Origin of the sequence: Bifidobacterium sp. ESL0682, from assembly GCF_029392815.1 — a bacterium.
Taxonomy (GTDB): Bacteria; Actinomycetota; Actinomycetes; order Actinomycetales; family Bifidobacteriaceae; genus Bifidobacterium.
Map to the genome: position 1 here is coordinate 1,897,126 of NZ_CP113942.1, position 17,683 is coordinate 1,914,808.

A 17,683-nucleotide genomic window follows, 5' to 3' on the forward strand; every position below is an offset into this window, starting at 1 on the left:
AGACGACAGCGGAATTACGAAGAAAAAATCACACGCCAGGAATCGGGACTCGACAGATCGGCGGAACGGTAGGACTGCGCGAGCGAATCCCAGTGACGCACCAACGATGTGGCGATTCGGTAGCATTCACGCAGATTCTTGCGATACAGCTTGCTATCGCGTTTCAGCCATGCTGCGCCGTTGCCATCAGAAGTAGTGACCAAAGCCGAACTGACCCCGTCGAACGACGGCCAGACCGCATCCTTGGATTCCATTGCAACCTGTGGCGCAGCGTCGCCAGTCCCGTCCTGGCGGGAAAGCACCGCTTTCACGACTTCCTTCGCGGCCGTCTTCGCGAGCTCGCCGCCTGAAAGCACAGGACGACGGTTTTCGAATGACGCAGCAGGAGTCGGGAACGACTCGATGTCTTGTGAAACTTCGCTATCGCTGAATCCTTCGCGAGCCGCTCGAACTTCGGGCAGCTTGGTCGAAAGCGTGTCGACGAGATAACCCGGCCCGCGCATCACGTCGCGCAAAGCCATGTGGTGCAGCTTCATGCCCGAATACATCAGTTTGACACCGAGATGGGCATCCTCGTACATCATGCGGAACACATAGCGCTTCCCGGCGCTCGGGAAGTGCAGCAACGCGCAGATCCAGCGATTGCGCTGGGCATAGTATTCCTCCCACGTGCGCGAAATGTCCTTATCATGCCAGCCCTGGTGCCAGACCGCAACACCCGGAAGACCGACCGTCGGATAGCCGTGCTCGCGAGCGCGCAGGCCATATTCCACGTCGTCGTATTTGATGAACAGCGGCAGCGACAGGCCAATCTCACGGATGACCGAGTTGGGAATGAGGCACATCCACCATCCGCTGTAATCGCAGTCGAAACGGGCGTGCAGTTCCGGCGAATCGCGAAGCGGCGAGACGGCGAAATCATGGTTGTAGCTGGCTCCGGCGGGCGGGCACGGCTTCAGACTGCCGCGATCGAAGCGCTCCCCCTGCACATGTAGCATCGTCCGGTCGTCAAGATGGAACATGCCACCGCCCACCAACACGGGGTGCTTGGCATAGTCCTCGAACTGAATCGAACGCAACAGCGACTCAGGCTCCATGATGGCGTCGTCGTCCAGCAGGATCGTGTAGGCGCTTCTGCCCGCATCGATCGACTCGAGCATGCCGCGCGAGAATCCGCCGGAACCGCCGATGTTGGCCTGCTGGATGTAAGTGAGCTGGTCACCCAGATCTTCGGAAACCTCGTCAAAGCCGTTCTGCTCGCAGACCTTATCGCTGCCCTGATCGACGCAATAAACGGTATCAAGCCTTTTGCGCAGCTCGGCTTCACCCGCGATGGCCTTCAGCTGTCGCAAGCAATATGGAGTGCGGTTGAACGTGGTGATGGCAATGGAACAGGATGGACGCTGACTCGTTGCACTGGAAAAATCAGCTGCCGGCACCTGCCAGCCCGCGTTACGGATCATCAAACTCTCAGCGTCAAGCTTGCCGTCGCTCGCGTTCAAATGGCAGTAAGCATCGAACCAGAAATATCCGCCGTCCAGCAAGCCGGAAAGCGGAATCTCCACGGCTATCTGCTTCCAGCCATCGCCAGCGCTCTCGCCATCGTTGCCTTGAACCCGAATCGTTTTGACCGTCGAAAACAGACCGCGAGCCGTCGATTTGAACACGCTGATCTCACCGTCGCCACGCACCTGCATCACCAGACGGACGGAGCGGACGTTCGTCCAACGCTGCCAATACGACGCCGGAAAAGCGTTGAAATACGTGCAGAAAGAAATATGGGAATCCAGTGCAAGACAGACCGAACGGCGCGAAAACACCATGAAATCTGAAAGCTCGTCGCAGGCAGTCCCGGCGTCAGCGGTCGCCTCGCGCAACGTCTTCTCAAAGCCAGTCGGGTTCAACGCACCCACATCGGCGCGTTGCAACTGTGAAACACTGTCGAACACGGACGCGGAAACATGAGGCCTCGTCCATCGCACCGCATAAAGCGGCATGACGGCTTCCTGATCGTCGACGGGAAAGACGACACGGTTGACGGTTTCCCACTGCGTTTGCGCATTATTCGATTGAGCCATAGCTTTCAGTATAAACTTCGAGGCGGCAAAACAGGTACGACAACGTGAACCTTATGGGGAACTCGGTGATTTAAGACCATAATCCGACCATCATTGCTAAACTATGTTGATTGTGAAGACATTAGTGAAAAAATGAAGGACAGATACCACTATTCGTGGGTCGTTCTGAAAGAATTGGTGAAAACCGATTTCAAGCTGCGCTACCAAGGCTCCTTCCTCGGCATCGCTTGGTCGGTCATCAAGCCGCTCATGTTGTTCGGCATTATGTACATGGTGTTCGTACGCTTCCTGCACTTCACCGACGGCACCCCGCAATACCCGGTCGTGCTGCTGATGGGCAACTGCCTGTGGCAGTTCTTCTCCGAAGCAACCGGCTCCGGCCTGCGTTCCATCGTCGATCGCGGCGACATCCTGCGCAAGATTCATTTCCCCAATTACATCATCGTCGTATCCGCCACCTGCGGCGCGCCTTGATCAGCTTGGGAATCAACCTCGTGGTCATCCTGATTTTCGCCATTATCAATGGAGCTCATTTCACCTGGCGTGTGGTTCTTCTGCCGTTGAATCTTATTGAGCTCTATGTTTTCTCACTTGGCTGCGCCCTGTTGCTCGCCACCATGTATGTCCACTTCCGCGACATCCAGCACATCTGGGAAGTCGTCAGCCAGGTCATCTTCTACGCGACGCCTATCATCTACCCGCTTTCCATGGTCAAGAACAATTATCCGATCATCTCAAAGCTGATGCTGATGAGCCCGATAGCCCAGACTTTCCAGGATGCACGACACAATCTCATCGATCCACAGAACGTGCAGATTATCTGGAACGAGATTCACAATCCGATCATCTGCCTTATTCCGTACATTCTTTCATTCGCATTCCTGGTTCTCGGCGTGTATGTCTTCCGCAAGTACAGCCGCAAATTCGCGGAAATCATGTAGTGAGCGAGGCACGATGACTTCTTCAAAACAAATGGTTTCCAAAACTACTTCATCAAACGACGACAAGGATTCCTCCGTGCTCACCTCTTTAGGCAAGACCGAGGAAAGCAGCGAAGTCGTCCTTTCGGCCAAACACGTCGGCAAATACTTTAGGCTGCCCACCGAGCAGGCGACCGGCTTGAAGCAGGCCTTCATCAACTGGACCAAGGGCATCAAGGGCTACAAAAAGCAGCAGGTGCTCAACGACATCTCCTTCGATGTACACAAAGGGGACTTTTTCGGCATCGTCGGCCGCAACGGATCCGGAAAATCGACGCTGCTCAAGATCATCTCCGGCATCTACGTGCCCGACGGCGGCAGTGTGAATGTCAAGGGCAAACTGGTGCCGTTCATTGAACTCGGCGTCGGTTTCAACCCCGAACTCACCGGGCGCGAAAACGTCTTCCTCAACGGCGCCCTGCTCGGATTCACACGCGAAGAAATCGAAGATATGTATGACGATATCGTCGATTTCGCGGCTCGGCGAGTTCATGGACCAGAAGCTCAAGAACTATTCGAGCGGTATGCAGGTGCGTCTGGCGTTCTCAGTGGCCATCAAGGCCCAAGGCGATATTCTGGTGCTCGACGAAGTGCTCGCCGTCGGTGACGAGGCGTTCCAGCAAAAGTGCGACGACTACTTCACCGAGGTGAAAAAGGACCCGAACAAGACGGTCATCCTGGTCACGCACTCCATGGACGCCGTCAAGAAGTACTGCAACAAGGCCATCCTCATCAAAGACGGCGATATCATCGTCAACGGCAATAAAGAGGAAGCCGCCAACCAGTACACGCTTGAAAACTTGCAAGCGGACAAGGCGGAAATCGAGCAGAAGAACGGCAAGTACCCCGACGGCCTCAACAGCCGCTGCCCGGTGCTCAAGGTGAAGCCGATTTCCCATCAGATCTGCAAGAGTTCCGATACGCTCCGCTTCGAGGTGGAATACGAGTTCAACGAACCCGAGGACTTCTACCTCGCCATCGCGTTGCACGACCTGCGCCGCGGCGGCGTCGCGTTCGACACCGGCTCGGAAACACTCAAATTTACGGAACACGGGCACCATACCGTCGAGTTCAAGATGCCGCTCGAACTGTTCAACAACGGTGATTTCAGGCTGGTCGCCTCATTGCGCACGCTCTCGAAAAAGAGCCCCGACACCACGGATATGGTGGCATTCACCAATGACGCCAACTCCTGCTCGTTCGCCATCAGGGATTCGGAAAACCGTGAATACGCGCTGATCAACGACAGGGTCATGCAGATTACTCAGGTCGGTTCACCGAAGTAGTCCGATAGACGCTGACAGGTCGTTGAATTATACGGTCGCAGACAAATATAGTTAGACCTGATCAATCACCGTCAGATATATCGGATATAGAAGAATGGTTCTGAAATCTTCAAGGATTTCAGAACCATTCTTTTTTTAACGCCGATATTCCTAGCATTCAACGATGCAACAGTTGACGGCGCAGCATACTTATGGTTTATGCCGGCCCCGCATCGCCGCAAACGCGCTTTAACGTTTGGCAGGAACCTGCGGATAGTCGATCTTCGGGTTGAAGCCCCAAGATTCACGAAGCTTCTTGTAAATCCTCTTTTGCAACGGCTTGGCCACATGACCACGGCGCATGTTGTTCGCCACCATCGCAACAAAGCGCGCGTACTGATAAACGCCTTCGTGGTGCAGGTGGAACGAGCCTTCGTTGCGAGCGCCATACTCGAATTTCCAGATGTTCTTGTCGTCGATCATCGAATAGTTGACGCCCTTGTTGCTGCCCATATCGTGCAACACGACGCTGTCCATCACCTGAATGCCGGGGCAGGCCTTGGTGATGCGCATAGTGTATTCCGCATCGTCGAACCAGATGAAGTATTCCTTGTACGGTAGGCCGTAATCCTCCATGACCCAGCGTGGGATGAGCACGGAAACGAACGAGCAGCGGCTGACCAGCGCAATATTGAGGCCCTGTGCCATGAGCCTGCCCCAGTCCCACGTGGTGACCGGGTTGTTCATTTCCGAGATGTTGCCATCGATGAATTTGACGAGTGAACATGCGAACGGGATATCGGTGCCCATTTGCTTGGAAGCCGCATCATAGCCGTCCACCAGCTTCTCCAAAGCGTCGGGCTGCGGGTAGCCGTCGTCGTCAAAGATCCAGGCGAAGTCGGCGCCGAGCTCGTAGGAACGGCGCATGCCGGCCGAAAAGCCGCCTGCTCCGCCGAGGTTTTCCGGCAACGTGACGATATCGAGCTGCATCTTGTCGGCAAGCTTGAAATTGGCCTGATATTCTTCGAGATACTTGTCGGTGCCATCGGTCGCCGCGTTGTTGACGATGATGAGCTGATCCGGCAGACGGGTCTGCGTTTCCATGCAATGCAGCACAGTCTTCAGCTTGTCAAGGCGATTAAAAGTAACCACCACTGCGGCTATTTTCCGTTTGTCTTCAGCCATCTTACTTATTCCATCCCTTGAGCATTCGTGCGAACAGATCATCTGCCGATTCGAGTTGCGAGAACTTCTCCAATCGGTTCTCCTCAACTGCCCACAGCTGTTTGCGGTCGTCTTCGTTGCTGGCCAGATGCGCGAGCGCAGACTTGGCGTCATGCACCATTTCCGAAGTCATACGGCGCAGAAGCCCCTGCTTGGGAATCAACGTGGACTGTGAGCCGACGTCGGTGGAAATCACCGGAATACCGGCGGCAAGTGCCTCGATGGTCGTCAGCGTGATGCCTTCGTTGATCGAGGAGACCAGCAGCACATCGGCATCCTGATAGGTCTTCGCCACAGGAACCGTCATCGGACGCCGTTCCAGGACCTTGCCGAGGTCGTATCGCTCAATCAGGGTATCGGCGAAGATATCCATGTCACCATTGCCTTGCATGATGAACCGGAACTTGCCGGGATAGGCTTTCTGCAACGCATGAGCGGTGAGGATGAACGCCTCGGGGCGCTTCTGGCGCACCATACGGCCGATAAAGCAACAACGGTCAACGGCTTGCTCGGGTCCTTTGGCTTGAATGTCGCCTTTTCGCTGTCTGCGGTCAAACCGACCAGAGGCGCGACAACGACCTTCTTGGGATCGAGGTGGTGAGTATCGACCAGCCAACGCTGCAGCTGCGGCGAAATGACATGATGAAGGTCGATCCATTGGTCGCGGATGGCCGATTCGTGCGGATAGCCACCGCGGAAGAAGTACTCGATGATATGTAGGGAATCGACGATCTTCGTATCGGGGAAATACTTCTTGACCCACCACGCCCTGTCGTACATCCACTGGCAGTGGTGAATCAGGATTCCCTTGATGTCGAAATGCTCGAAAAGCGCACGAAGCAACGGCGCATCGCCGGGACGTTCCTGCAGCGGTGCAGTAAGCGGAAGCAGCAACGCATCGTCGAATTCGGGGCGATTAATCCAAGGCTGGTGGCCGTCCCTGTCGGTGATGACAATCGGGTAGAACCCGGCCTGTTTCACCAGTTTCACGGTTTCCAAGGCCCAACGTTCTGCACCGCCCGCCTGGAACCAGTGCATCGCGATAATGACGGCTTTTCTCGAACCTGCCGGCGCCTTTCCAGGTTTAATCTCGACAACCGGATGGTGGTGCCCGGACCAGGCATTCTCCCGTTCCACAGTCCGTGGAATCCACGGTTCGACCGGCTTCCTGCCGAGATATTCGCGGATGCTGCGCTTGGCGTCGCGGAAGATGTCGAATGTCGCAGGAGCGGACAATTCGAGGGAGTCATAGAGTTTCGACTTCGCGCTGTCGTTGGGATGCTGACGCTCAACATCCTTGTCGGTGGCATCATCGGGGGTGAGCAGCAGATAGCGATTCCCTGTATCGACCACCTGATTGTCGCCGTCAAAATACTGCGGAGGGTAGGCGGACAGCGGTTCCACCGTCGAGGTGACCGTCACCTCCATGAAAGGCGTCAAGCCTGCTTCTCGGGTCAGCAGTCCGTTGAGCGTAGTCAGATCCGTCAACCTCGGATACTGCCACTTCTCCCCCATGTACAAATGGAAAACAAGGGTTCTGCCCGGCTGAATCAGCACGTTGTAGTTGATCGCTCCCACAACGAGACGCCGCAACCGTTCACTGAGCGAATCAAGTTTGCCTTGATCGTCCGTGGAAATCCTAAAAAATCATACATAACTCACGATGATACTCGAAGGTATTAAAAAACTTCGATCCGCCGGATACGCATACCAATACTTTGCACTATCTAGATATAAAACGACAAAGTAATCATTTTGCGCTATGCTGAAACCAATCAGCGAGTTAGGAGTCCAAAGCCGCTATGCGCCCAATCAACAAGTTCAAACGTCTACTACCTCCTTCCTCACGCTCGTTCCATACTTTCGAAGACAACTCCTATCAGCGTATGGATAATCTTGAGGCGCAGATACACGATCTTCAGACACAAACGCACGATCTTGAAGCGCAGGCGCAACGTCTTGTCAACCAAAACGAACGGCTCATATCCCTGGTCGAGGATTTGCAGAAAACCTCCCAGCAGGAACATGCCTACGAGCAGGACCGCGACATGATGCTTTACTGGCAGATGTTTCGACGGGATGGCGAAAGCCTTGAGGCGGCACAACTGCGGTTCTTCCGTGGTCTGCCCAAGGAGACCGGTATCCACAAACTGTTTCAGGATGCCGAAGCGGCGTTGTTCTCACAATTCGATGTGCTCTGCCGACAGCACGACATCCTTTACTGGGGCAGCGGCGGCACCATTCTGGGAGCCTACCGCCATCAGGATTTCATTCCCTGGGACGATGACATCGACGTCTATATCACTCGCGACCAGCTGCAAAAGCTTGAGCAGGTGGTGCGCGAAGACGGCCGTTTCCGGGTGACCGTTCTTTGGGACTGGTACGTTCCCTGCAAGCAGATACGCTTCCGCTCCGCTGACGAGGACAATCCCTGCTTCGTCGACCTCTTCACCCTCGACTGGGCCAAAGGCGATCCCCAGCAGGTCTGGGACGCGGGCGTAGAACAGAGAAAAAGCTTCGTCTCGGAAATTCGAACTCATTTCGGCGACACGAACTGGCCGCAGACCCCATACCTGCCCAGCTCTGACCCATTGGCCCCGAAACTCGAAGCGACGCTCGATGCGCAATTGGACAATCTCAAGGCGACGTGCGACATCCTCCCGAACCAAACAGGAGCCACATGCCTGGTCGAGGGGCCGGAAAACATCGACGACACTAATCCATCCGGGCCTTACCCGATTGAGGAATGGCTGCCCGTCGAGCATCTGCGTTTCAGAGACCTTGAAGTCCCCGTACCTGCCGGCTGGAAAACATACCTTTCGAAGCTCTACGGCGATTACATGGCCATCCCGAAAGACATCAATTCCCACGAGCACGTTGCCGACGACTATATCGAGTCATCGCAAAGCGTCGCGGCGATGCATCGGCTTATTGACGAAGCTGAAAAGTAGAATTCAGATGTTTGAATAACCAACGTTCGACAATGAAATGCGGGTCAAATCAAACCCTGTGATGTTATCGGTTCAAGACAAAGCTACCTCCTTAAAAGAACCGACAATATATCTAAAATTATTTATAATGGATAACATTTGCAAATGACAATGCTTAGGAGTTCAAAGAAAAATGGTATCATCTCTTCCTAAAAAACAACGTGATCACGCTTTGGATACCATACGAATCATCGCGATTTTAGATATTGTTATTTGCCATATTGCAGCCGGATCATTCCCTGCCGGTATCGTCCAGCAAATTCTCGTAGCACTCGGGTCTTTGGGCGTACCGCTGTTCGTCATGCTCACCGGGTATCTCATGCTCGACCGCACTTACGACGCTACATATATTCGCCGTTTTCTCAAACGGAATCTGCTGCCGCTATTTGTGAGCCTTGAAGTTTGGAACGTCGTCTGGTTCTTCCTCAGCCATTTCATCGGCGACACGCCAATGCGAATCAGCACATTGATAAAAGTCGCGACGTTTACAGGAGATTCGGGACGGGATTCTGGTTCCTACCCATGATTTTCGCCTTGTATCTTGGCCTTCCAATAGTCTCTTCAGCGTTGCGTTATTTCATCGCCCAAAAATCTCATACCTATTTATATATTCTTGCTTTCTGCGTCATTTTCTTCGGTACAGTAATCCCTACTTGTACACAACTCCTGGCATGGAGTCCCGTACATTTCAACATCACCAGTGTATTGCAAATGAATATCTTCGGCACTGACGTTTGGGGCGCATCGGTGTGGATATTGTACCTTCTGCTTGGTTTCATTCTCAAACGGTTCAGCTCAAGTATCGAACGCATAGCTACGTGGGTACTTATCGCCGTGTTTATCGTCGCATTTGCGCTTAAATCATTGCTTCATATTTGCGCATGGAAAAGCAATTTCGCAAGTGACCCATATTATGCTAATCTCGCCTTGGTCATATCGGCAGCAGCCCTTTTCCCCCTCTTGCATAGGATTTTCAAATTCTCGTCCGATTTTTCGCAAAAGCTCATCCCGCTCAATGCACAATTCTCCAAACTTTCTTTTGGCGTCTACATGATTCACGTCTGGCTCTATGACTTGAGCATGTCGTTGCTTGCGAAGCCGCCAATCAACATGGCAAACCAATATATGGTTTTTCTCATCTGCCTGCTTGTCAGCTATTTCGGGTCGGTTCTTATCGCCAAGTTGCTTTCTTTAGTGCCTGTTGCCAGAAAATGGCTCCTGCTTATGAAATGACTGGCTATGAACGATTCCCACTTTGAAGGCATCATTCAATCAACAAAGTAGTGGGCATTCGTGTATTCTGTTATCGTCTGGAATCTTTGAGCAATAACATCGAGGAATAGTGCCAAATACAAGGAAAACACGGAACCTGAACGTCGAAGTACTTCGAATAGTGGCGATGTTTCTTATTGTCGCGTGCCATGGGATTCTTCATATCCATTGGATGCTGAATGTCGATCAGGGATTTACGTTTAAACCCGGCTGGCGATATGCCCTGTCATATCTCGTAGTGCAATATGGTCAAGTAGGAGTCACCATATTCTTTATTATTTCGGGATATTTTCTGGTAACTAAAAATTTAATTGGACACGCATCTTCAAAACATGGTTCCAGATGCTGTCCTATAGCCTGCTGATACTTGCCGTCATCGCTTTGGTGGTAGCTTTCGTAAAACCGGAAGACATCACCCCTCTTTTCCGGGGAGATAATCTCGTCACAACACTGGTTTGGAATTTCTTCCCGTTCCTTTATGACAGCTATTGGTTCATTACCGCCTATATCGCAATGCTCCTGCTTCTGCCATTCCTTAACTGCCTGTTTGACAATCTCCAAGAAAAATATATTAACGCACTCATTGCACTCCTCGCGGTTTTCTCAATCTGGGTTCTTTTCTTTGGCCGCGTGGGGGCATGGAACAATGTAACGTATGCGATTTGCGGCTATCTTATCGGTGGTTGGATTCGCAACTATTCCACGAACCATCCTCGTCTGCTGCAAACCAAATATCTTATTGCAGCAATACTGCTTTCATCCGCAGGTATGGCCGCGTTCAATTACATCTCGGCAAGTGGAGCCCACGTGGTCACGCTTTTGGGCTGGCAGAGCCAAACTAAACAGGGAATTCAGATATTGCCAATGATTATCGCCACCGCGGTATTCATACTTGTTGACCGAATCAACATGTCAGCAACACCGAGCATCTTACGGAATTTTGTGCTGAAACTGGCAGTATCCACTTTCGGCGTCTATCTTTTGCATGAAAATATGTTTTTGTACAGGTTGATATGGCCAACGATGACGTCTCTGCTCCCGACGCCGACTTCCAATGTTTCCACAGTGCTGATTTTCATCGCCATCATCGTAATTATTTATCTGGTGGCATCATTAGCAGCATTCCTACTTGATACCTGCATCGTGCATCCGCTGGAACGCGTGATACTACGCAAGGCCTCTGTATATACAAAATCTAAAATCGGCACAAAACATTGAAACTTACAAACATGCCGATTCTAATTTGCGTTAAACCTCCATTGCGATGCCTATAGGCGTTTATCTACTAAAACTGTTCCTCAATATAGAAACGAGGACGGTGTTTAGCCTCCAAGTAGATTTTGCCTACGTAATTACCAACAATGCCAAGGCATACCATAAGGAAACCGCCAATAAGCCAAATCGAGCACATCAACGATCCCCAACCGGCCATAGCCTTGCCGCTGAACAGCGAGATAAGTACGTAGACAAAAATACCAATACCCACCAAGATGGATGCCACGCCACAAGCGGTTACAAAAGAAAGGGGCTTAGTCGAAAATGACGTAATGCCTTGAATCGCGAAAGAAATCATCTTCTTAAGCGGATATTTTGATTCGCCGGCTTCACGTTCACCACGTTCATAATATACTTTCGCTGTCTTGAACCCCAGAGTCGGTACAATACCCCTCAAAAACAGGTTAACTTCATGGTATTCGGACAATGCTTGCAGAGAAGCACGACCCATCAAGCGATAATCCGCATGGTTGTAAACGGTTTCTGCACCCATCCAATTGAAGACCTTGTAAAAAGCTTCGGCACTAGTTCGCTTAAACCACGTGTCTTTGGCACGTTTCGACCTTACACCGTAAACAATCTCATTGCCGTTTTGATATTCGCTGATGAAATCATCCACAACATCGACATCATCCTGCAAATCGGCATCCATTGAAATTGCGGCGTCGCACCCGCTTCGCAAGGCAACCATTAAACCGGCATAAAGAGCGTTCTGATGCCCACGGTTATGAGCCAGCTTGACCCCGCCGAAAGTCGATTGATCGGACTTATGCAAATCAGCGATGATGGACCACGTCTTATCGTGAGAGCCATCATCAACAAATAGAATCCTGCTTTTCTGACTAATGGATTCCACTGCAACAAGATGCCGATATTTTTTAAGCAGGACATCAGCGGTATGCCGCAATCCCTCTTCCTCTTCGTAACAAGGAAGAACAAAAAAGACAACCGGCTTCTTACGGTTTTCTGAATCCGGAATCACGGTTTCTTGTTGATCCAAAGTCCAAGCCTCCACTCAGTCGACAGCCAATCGTAATCATCGAATCGCGGCCGACTTATTCTTATCCATCGTGTGCAAATATGCGTCAAACCTATCTTTAAAGAGTTTATTACTACCTGGATAGATTTTCTCGAAATACTGTTGTAACCGAACAATATCCTTTTTCTCAAACGGAGAAATCTTTTCATACACGGTAACAGTTGTTTTCTTGCTGAATCGGAAAGAACGATCTTTTTTATAGTGCCTTCCCAGATAACTCGATTTATTCCGAACCAAAGAGTTCAATTCACACACCACACGTTCATTCTTTTTGGTCATATGTACTGAAACCGGACTCGAAGTGACCACAAATTTGGAATCGAAGAATTGAGTATTGAACCCATCTCTCGAATCGACATCAGCTGAGGCCACAGGGAATGGCTGGATATAAGCATAAGGCAAGAAATATGTTTGGGGAAGCATAGAATTGAGATCCGAACTTGCGGCTGCGAAATAGACCATGTCGGTTCCCTGAGTTTTTTGTTTAAGATACTCGACGAAAGCACTTTTTGCTCGACATCCGATTGGACAAAAGGAGTCTGAATCGGAGCGTTCATGACCTTCCCCAATATTCCCGGAACTGACAGTGCAGAAAGACCTGTAGCACAGTTGGCAACTGAAAGGACAACTGCAATCAAAGCAGCTATCACCCGCTTTGGAGCCAATACAGGAATCGATAAAACAGCGAACAGAGGCAACAGAACAGCCACCCACAGACCGGGTATGACAATATACCAATGCTGGGGGCTAAAATCTTGAATACGCCAGAAGACCAACAACGATGCCAAGACACCGATATAAGAAGACACCACGAGCGTCGCCAGACCGGCAAAATCGAATCTCTCACCGTTTTTTCCGGCTTTTTTGAGACACATCCATACTATGACGGCTATTGAAATCAACGACAACGCAAACCAGATCCAGCCAAACTCTTCGAAAAGATTGACGAATTTTGCGCTATAAGAATCGAACAACGTCCAAGAATGATAGGACTGAGAATAATCACCGCCGAAAGATCGGCTCAGGAATCCTTGGAAAAACAGCAGGATGGGAGCGAAAAGAGCAACAGCAATCGTAACAGCACGTAATACAAGTTTTTTGAATATCGACAGACGATCTTGCGCTTTGGAACGAATAATCCGACAAACCCAATAAATGATGACTGAGATAGCTAGTCCGATAACTCCGAAGACGAACCATCGACGAATCAAAAAGGTGCAGCACAAACCCAGACCTATAGCAATGGCGCCAAAACGACGATTGGGCAAATCGCTATCAAAAAGGCTCACAAATAAAGCAACAAAAAGAAGGAAGCCCATTCCATCCAGATAACCGCTGAATACAGGTCGTAGCGCGACTGGAGTGAGCAAAACCAGCAGATAAAAAATCCACATCGGCAACGGCTTTTTATTAGGACCAAGAAAAACATCCACCTTATTCCAAAGAAATGCCGCCATCAACAACGAAGCAGGAATAATAGCCAGTACCAATTCAGTGAAAAAGGTTCCCGTCCACTCAGGAAAAAGATGAACAGGAAATGACATTACCCAGCAGAGAAGCTGATTATAGTCGGATTTATTAACGGAATCGAACATTTGCAGAATGGCATTATGAGGCGCGTTGAATAGCGTGTTATTGAAACTGAGAGTCGCCATCCAATAGAAAGCGTTATCCCAAATCGGAATGAAGTGATAACGGGTAAAATACCACCCTCCGAATACCAAAAACACTGCGGAAACTATGATAAGTGCAATATGCCCAATCGAAGATGTTGACTTCAAAACCTGCCAAGCGGAAGTTCGAGACACGATAAACGCAATCAGCACATAAAAAATAATCAAGCCAGATAGGCTGATTGCAGTAGTCCGGGTTAAAGGAACCACCAATAGAACACCCAATAGAACGGCCCCCGCAGCCAAAAACATATGATTGTGTAGCCAAGATTCCATTCGATGCATAGCTGTTTTTCTTTCATGAAATGAATAAGTTGCATGGCGAAAAACCATGCAACTTAAGACTATATCAAATAAATATGTTCTTCTCTTCTAAAGACGTTGGAGGTTGAATTGTTGGTTGAGGCCACCGTCGGCAGCCCACACATCAATCCGGCCCAACGGATTCGGGTTCAAGCCGTGAATCTGCAGCACCTTGTTATGAGAGCCGCCATACACCGACTCGATCAGCATCCGTCCCTGCCCGTTACGGTAGAAACGCCAACGCTGGTTGCCGCCACCATTGCCACGGTACTGAGCAATCACCGTCCCGTTGACGAACGACGGCCCCGAGGCATCCACCATAAGGCCAGAATGCTTCGGCGAAATCGTATACGACCCGTCACCCACCGGACGAATATGGAACACCTGATTGGCCCCGCCGTTAAGAATGCACGTGATCAGGCGCGCGCCCTCAGAACGCGAAGCCCCGTTCACATCCAGATACAAGCCGTTGTACGCCGAAGCGATACGATAATCACCCTCACGAATATCCCTCACCTGCGAACCCAACGACGACAACGAACGACCATCAAAATCTACAAGTTGGAGGTTGAATTGTTGGTTGAGGCCACCGTCGGCAGCCCACACATCAATCCGGCCCAACGGATTCGGGTTCAAGCCGTGAATCTGCAGCACCTTGTTATGAGAGCCGCCATACACCGACTCGATCAGCATCCGTCCCTGCCCGTTACGGTAGAAACGCCAACGCTGGTTGCCGCCACCATTGCCACGGTACTGAGCAATCACCGTCCCGTTGACGAACGACGGCCCCGAGGCATCCACCATAAGGCCAGAATGCTTCGGCGAAATCGTATACGACCCGTCACCCACCGGACGAATATGGAACACCTGATTGGCCCCGCCGTTAAGAATGCACGTGATCAGGCGCGCGCCCTCAGAACGCGAAGCCCCGTTCACATCCAGATACAAGCCGTTGTACGCCGAAGCGATACGATAATCACCCTCACGAATATCCCTCACCTGCGAACCCAACGACGACAACGAACGACCATCAAATTCGAGTGCCATAGGCTGGCCTATACCGGTTACCGCATAGTAATAGTTGCCGAAAGCGTTGAGGTCAACATTGCCAATACCGTTAATCCAGCCATTATCTGCATACTGCCAACCACGGTCGTTGGTGTAATAGTTGAAGCCAGCTCGCGAACCATAGCTCGCGACCCAACGTGTACTGCTGCGAGTGTTGTATGAATTAAGCGGCCCATCGAGATACGAAGCATAGGAGTAGACAGACAAATTGTTATAGCCACTCTGCTGCATACGGCGCCACCAAGTGTTGACTATGCCGTCATAAACTCCAGGATTAGTAGGCGGAGTATGACCAGTCCATGTCCAATGCTCAAGATCATAGAAGACTGGATAGCTTAAATCCCCTGGCTTCACGCCGGCGTAGTAGAGCTTTTTGGCAGTATCATCGCCTTCGCCCCATGCGCAATTGCTATCGTAGGCATAGGAATAGATATAGATACCGAACGGGATATGCAAACGCTTGCATTCTTGGATATTACGCAAAGCTTGGTAATCGTAACGATTGTACCAGCCAAATGAGAGACGAATAATGGCGCCTTGAACACCATCATTCTTAGCTGCCTGCCAATTGATGGTGCCATTGTGCTCGGAAACATCGACCACACCCTTGGCCTGCTGAGCGAAGAACTTGCCACCTCGTTCGAAGAACGCCTCAGTCCCGTTGTACGACCCCCAATACGCACCATATTGGCTTCCCCACTGACCGACATTTTGCACTGTACCGGATGTCTTCTTTGCCGTTTCGATGTTGGAAATACCGCTGACGCTGGAAGAAGACGAGGTTGCACCACTACCGCTGCTCGCATTGGCATCGCCGCCATTCTGTTGGACGGCTTGCTTCACCTCGTTCGCCTCAACCGGAATAAACCGCTTGCCGTCGGTTTTGGCCAACGGGTCGGCGGGCTGGTCCTGCGTGCCGACCAGGTTCGGATCGGTCACCGGCTGGCCCGTTTCCACATTCTTGACCTGGCCATCTTTGGTTACCGCCAAATCCTTGGAAACCACGGTCGCGTCATTGGGCACCTCGGTGCTGACCTTGTCCGGCAGCTTCTGGCTCGGGTTGTCCGGCATCACGTCTTTCGGTGCATCGGCGGCCGTAGACACTTTCTGGTTACCAATGGTCTTCATGCCGAAGCCGGCTGGCTGCGACTGATCGCCAGCTGTTGCACCCGAAGCGTCGGTACCCAGCCCGGCAGCCGCCGATGAAGCGTCTGAGCCGATTCCGGCTCCTTCAAAACCACTCAGGTTCGTGTCCGTCGCCGCACTCGCCGGCACTACCGTCAGCGCCATTCCCAGCGCCGCAGCAGCCAAGACAGACACGGCCTTGGTCGTTGCTCTCACCATATTGTTCTTCATCTTGCATTTCCTTCGCGCAAGCTGTCGCAGACCGCGCATTGCCGTAAAATCCGCTTGAATGTTTCCAACGAATCCCGTTCTGGGTCATCACTTACGATTCCGCGTTTACGATACGTATCTTTTAGTTCTACGAACAGCCGGCATCCCTTAATCGAGAACGCTTTCGTTCAATCCATTGTTATGGTAATGCCATACACACAAAACGTCAGCGCAAGAACCCAAATATTAGCGAAATCATGACACTTTATTGGAATTTGAAGGGAATTAATATATTTGCTTTATGCAAGTCAGGCAGCCATCAGTTCTGTATGTATCCCTCAGACTGCTTGCTTCATTTGTTTCCTAGTTACCAATACTGTTGCCTTCGTTGACTCCCATCATTACTCGCAGTGCAAAATAACCATGACATTGGAAAGAAAAACAAACATTTTAAATGTTATATTTACTCACTTTAATTCTCGTAAAATTCATTAGTTGCTTCCAATTTGTCGGAATAAAACGAATCATTCTAACACCGATGAATTTCTCATGAACAAAGTCCTTCGGACACCATTCGTGTGCTAGACTAAATGCACCGGCACAGCAAAGTGTCGGAAATAGCTGAACGAGTTGTTCTTTCGAAAAGGATGTTCAATATAACATCTTTCGAACAAAACGGCACGTCGTCCATCGGTTCAAAGAACCGATAAGGAGGAATGCATCATGGCAGATGACAAAACCATCATCGTCGATCCGACGCTGTACGGAGAAACCACGGCCGAGAAAACCGCAGAGGCCAACAGGGTGGCCCGCAAATTTGGCATCGGAGACGACGCCCTTGCCAAGGTAGAGGATTTCAAGAAGGAACTGACCTCCCACAACGCTTGGGATTTGCCATTTATGGGCTATATCGACGAAGACGGCTACGGCTATGCCTACGTCCCCGACAAGGCCATCGCGCCGCCGAACTGGGACGCGCACGCAGCTTTCAAGGCCCTGCCCTATGACGCACAGACCGCCTTCGCGATTCGTATGCTCTTCACCCACCGCGACGTCGATCGTTACGGCGCCACGATGTTCCTGCACTATGAGCGCAACTTCGACATCAAGTTCAAGGAAGACTGAACGGCAGCTTAATCTTCAACGATTTACTCAACGGCACGTTTCGGAAACGGTTATCA

At 51.1% G+C, this 17,683-nt stretch carries 11 protein-coding genes and 3 pseudogenes; 7 read left to right on the forward strand and 7 right to left on the reverse strand.

Features of this window, described 5'->3' with window-relative positions:
- Positions 1 to 14: 14 nt before the first annotated feature.
- Positions 15 to 2,078 (reverse strand): glycosyltransferase, encoded by a 2,064-nt coding sequence (locus OZX57_RS07870; RefSeq protein WP_277162088.1) that lies wholly within the window; start codon positions 2,076 to 2,078, stop codon positions 15 to 17.
- Between the two features lie 132 nt (positions 2,079 to 2,210).
- Between OZX57_RS07870 and OZX57_RS07875 the strand changes: the two are divergent.
- Positions 2,211 to 3,019 (forward strand): annotated as a pseudogene (locus tag OZX57_RS07875) (ABC transporter permease).
- 31 nt (positions 3,020 to 3,050) lie between these two features.
- A pseudogene (locus tag OZX57_RS07880) lies at positions 3,051 to 4,344 on the forward strand (polysaccharide ABC transporter ATP-binding protein).
- Positions 4,345 to 4,572: 228 nt separating this feature from the next.
- Here OZX57_RS07880 and OZX57_RS07885 read toward each other — a convergent pair.
- Genes OZX57_RS07885 through OZX57_RS07895 form a run of 3 tightly spaced genes read right to left on the reverse strand, consistent with a single transcriptional unit; the run spans position 4,573 to position 7,125 of the window.
- Complete coding sequence (locus tag OZX57_RS07885) at positions 4,573 to 5,508, reverse strand: glycosyltransferase family 2 protein (protein ID WP_277162089.1); 936 nt, start codon at positions 5,506 to 5,508, stop codon at positions 4,573 to 4,575.
- A 1-nt stretch (position 5,509) separates the two neighbouring features.
- Complete coding sequence (locus OZX57_RS07890) at positions 5,510 to 5,992, reverse strand: glycosyltransferase (RefSeq protein WP_277162998.1); 483 nt, start codon at positions 5,990 to 5,992, stop codon at positions 5,510 to 5,512.
- Positions 5,896 to 7,125, reverse strand: a complete 1,230-nt coding sequence (locus OZX57_RS07895) for a hypothetical protein (RefSeq protein WP_277162090.1) — start codon at positions 7,123 to 7,125, stop codon at positions 5,896 to 5,898. Before OZX57_RS07895 ends, OZX57_RS07890 begins: the two co-directional genes overlap by 97 nt.
- A gap of 224 nt (positions 7,126 to 7,349) precedes the next feature.
- On the opposite strand from OZX57_RS07895, the gene OZX57_RS07900 reads away from it, so the two are divergent.
- From OZX57_RS07900 to OZX57_RS07915, 4 genes and pseudogenes are all read left to right on the forward strand, one after another.
- Positions 7,350 to 8,498, forward strand: coding sequence for a LicD family protein (locus OZX57_RS07900; RefSeq protein ID WP_277162091.1), 1,149 nt, complete (start codon positions 7,350 to 7,352; stop codon positions 8,496 to 8,498).
- A 172-nt stretch (positions 8,499 to 8,670) separates the two neighbouring features.
- Positions 8,671 to 9,063, forward strand: coding sequence for an acyltransferase (locus OZX57_RS07905; protein WP_277162092.1), 393 nt, complete (start codon positions 8,671 to 8,673; stop codon positions 9,061 to 9,063).
- Positions 9,060 to 9,770 (forward strand): hypothetical protein, encoded by a 711-nt coding sequence (locus OZX57_RS07910; protein ID WP_277162093.1) that lies wholly within the window; start codon positions 9,060 to 9,062, stop codon positions 9,768 to 9,770. Before OZX57_RS07905 ends, OZX57_RS07910 begins: the two co-directional genes overlap by 4 nt.
- A 357-nt stretch (positions 9,771 to 10,127) precedes the next feature.
- Positions 10,128 to 11,027, forward strand: a pseudogene (locus OZX57_RS07915) (acyltransferase family protein); the annotation flags it as partial.
- Between the two features lie 67 nt (positions 11,028 to 11,094).
- On the opposite strand, the gene OZX57_RS07920 reads toward OZX57_RS07915, so the two are convergent.
- The 3 genes from OZX57_RS07920 to OZX57_RS07930 all read right to left on the reverse strand — a co-directional run bounded on the left by OZX57_RS07920 (position 11,095) and on the right by OZX57_RS07930 (position 16,523).
- Positions 11,095 to 12,084 carry a glycosyltransferase gene (locus OZX57_RS07920; protein WP_277162094.1) on the reverse strand — a complete coding sequence of 330 codons (990 nt, stop codon included), beginning with the start codon at positions 12,082 to 12,084 and terminating at the stop codon, positions 11,095 to 11,097.
- Positions 12,085 to 12,398: 314 nt separating this feature from the next.
- Positions 12,399 to 14,081, reverse strand: a complete 1,683-nt coding sequence (locus OZX57_RS07925) for a hypothetical protein (RefSeq protein ID WP_277162095.1) — start codon at positions 14,079 to 14,081, stop codon at positions 12,399 to 12,401.
- A gap of 87 nt (positions 14,082 to 14,168) precedes the next feature.
- Positions 14,169 to 16,523, reverse strand: coding sequence for an RICIN domain-containing protein (locus OZX57_RS07930; protein WP_277162096.1), 2,355 nt, complete (start codon positions 16,521 to 16,523; stop codon positions 14,169 to 14,171).
- A 702-nt stretch (positions 16,524 to 17,225) separates the two neighbouring features.
- On the opposite strand from OZX57_RS07930, the gene OZX57_RS07935 reads away from it, so the two are divergent.
- Positions 17,226 to 17,627, forward strand: coding sequence for a glycerophosphodiester phosphodiesterase (locus OZX57_RS07935; protein ID WP_277162097.1), 402 nt, complete (start codon positions 17,226 to 17,228; stop codon positions 17,625 to 17,627).
- Positions 17,628 to 17,683 lie beyond the last annotated feature (56 nt).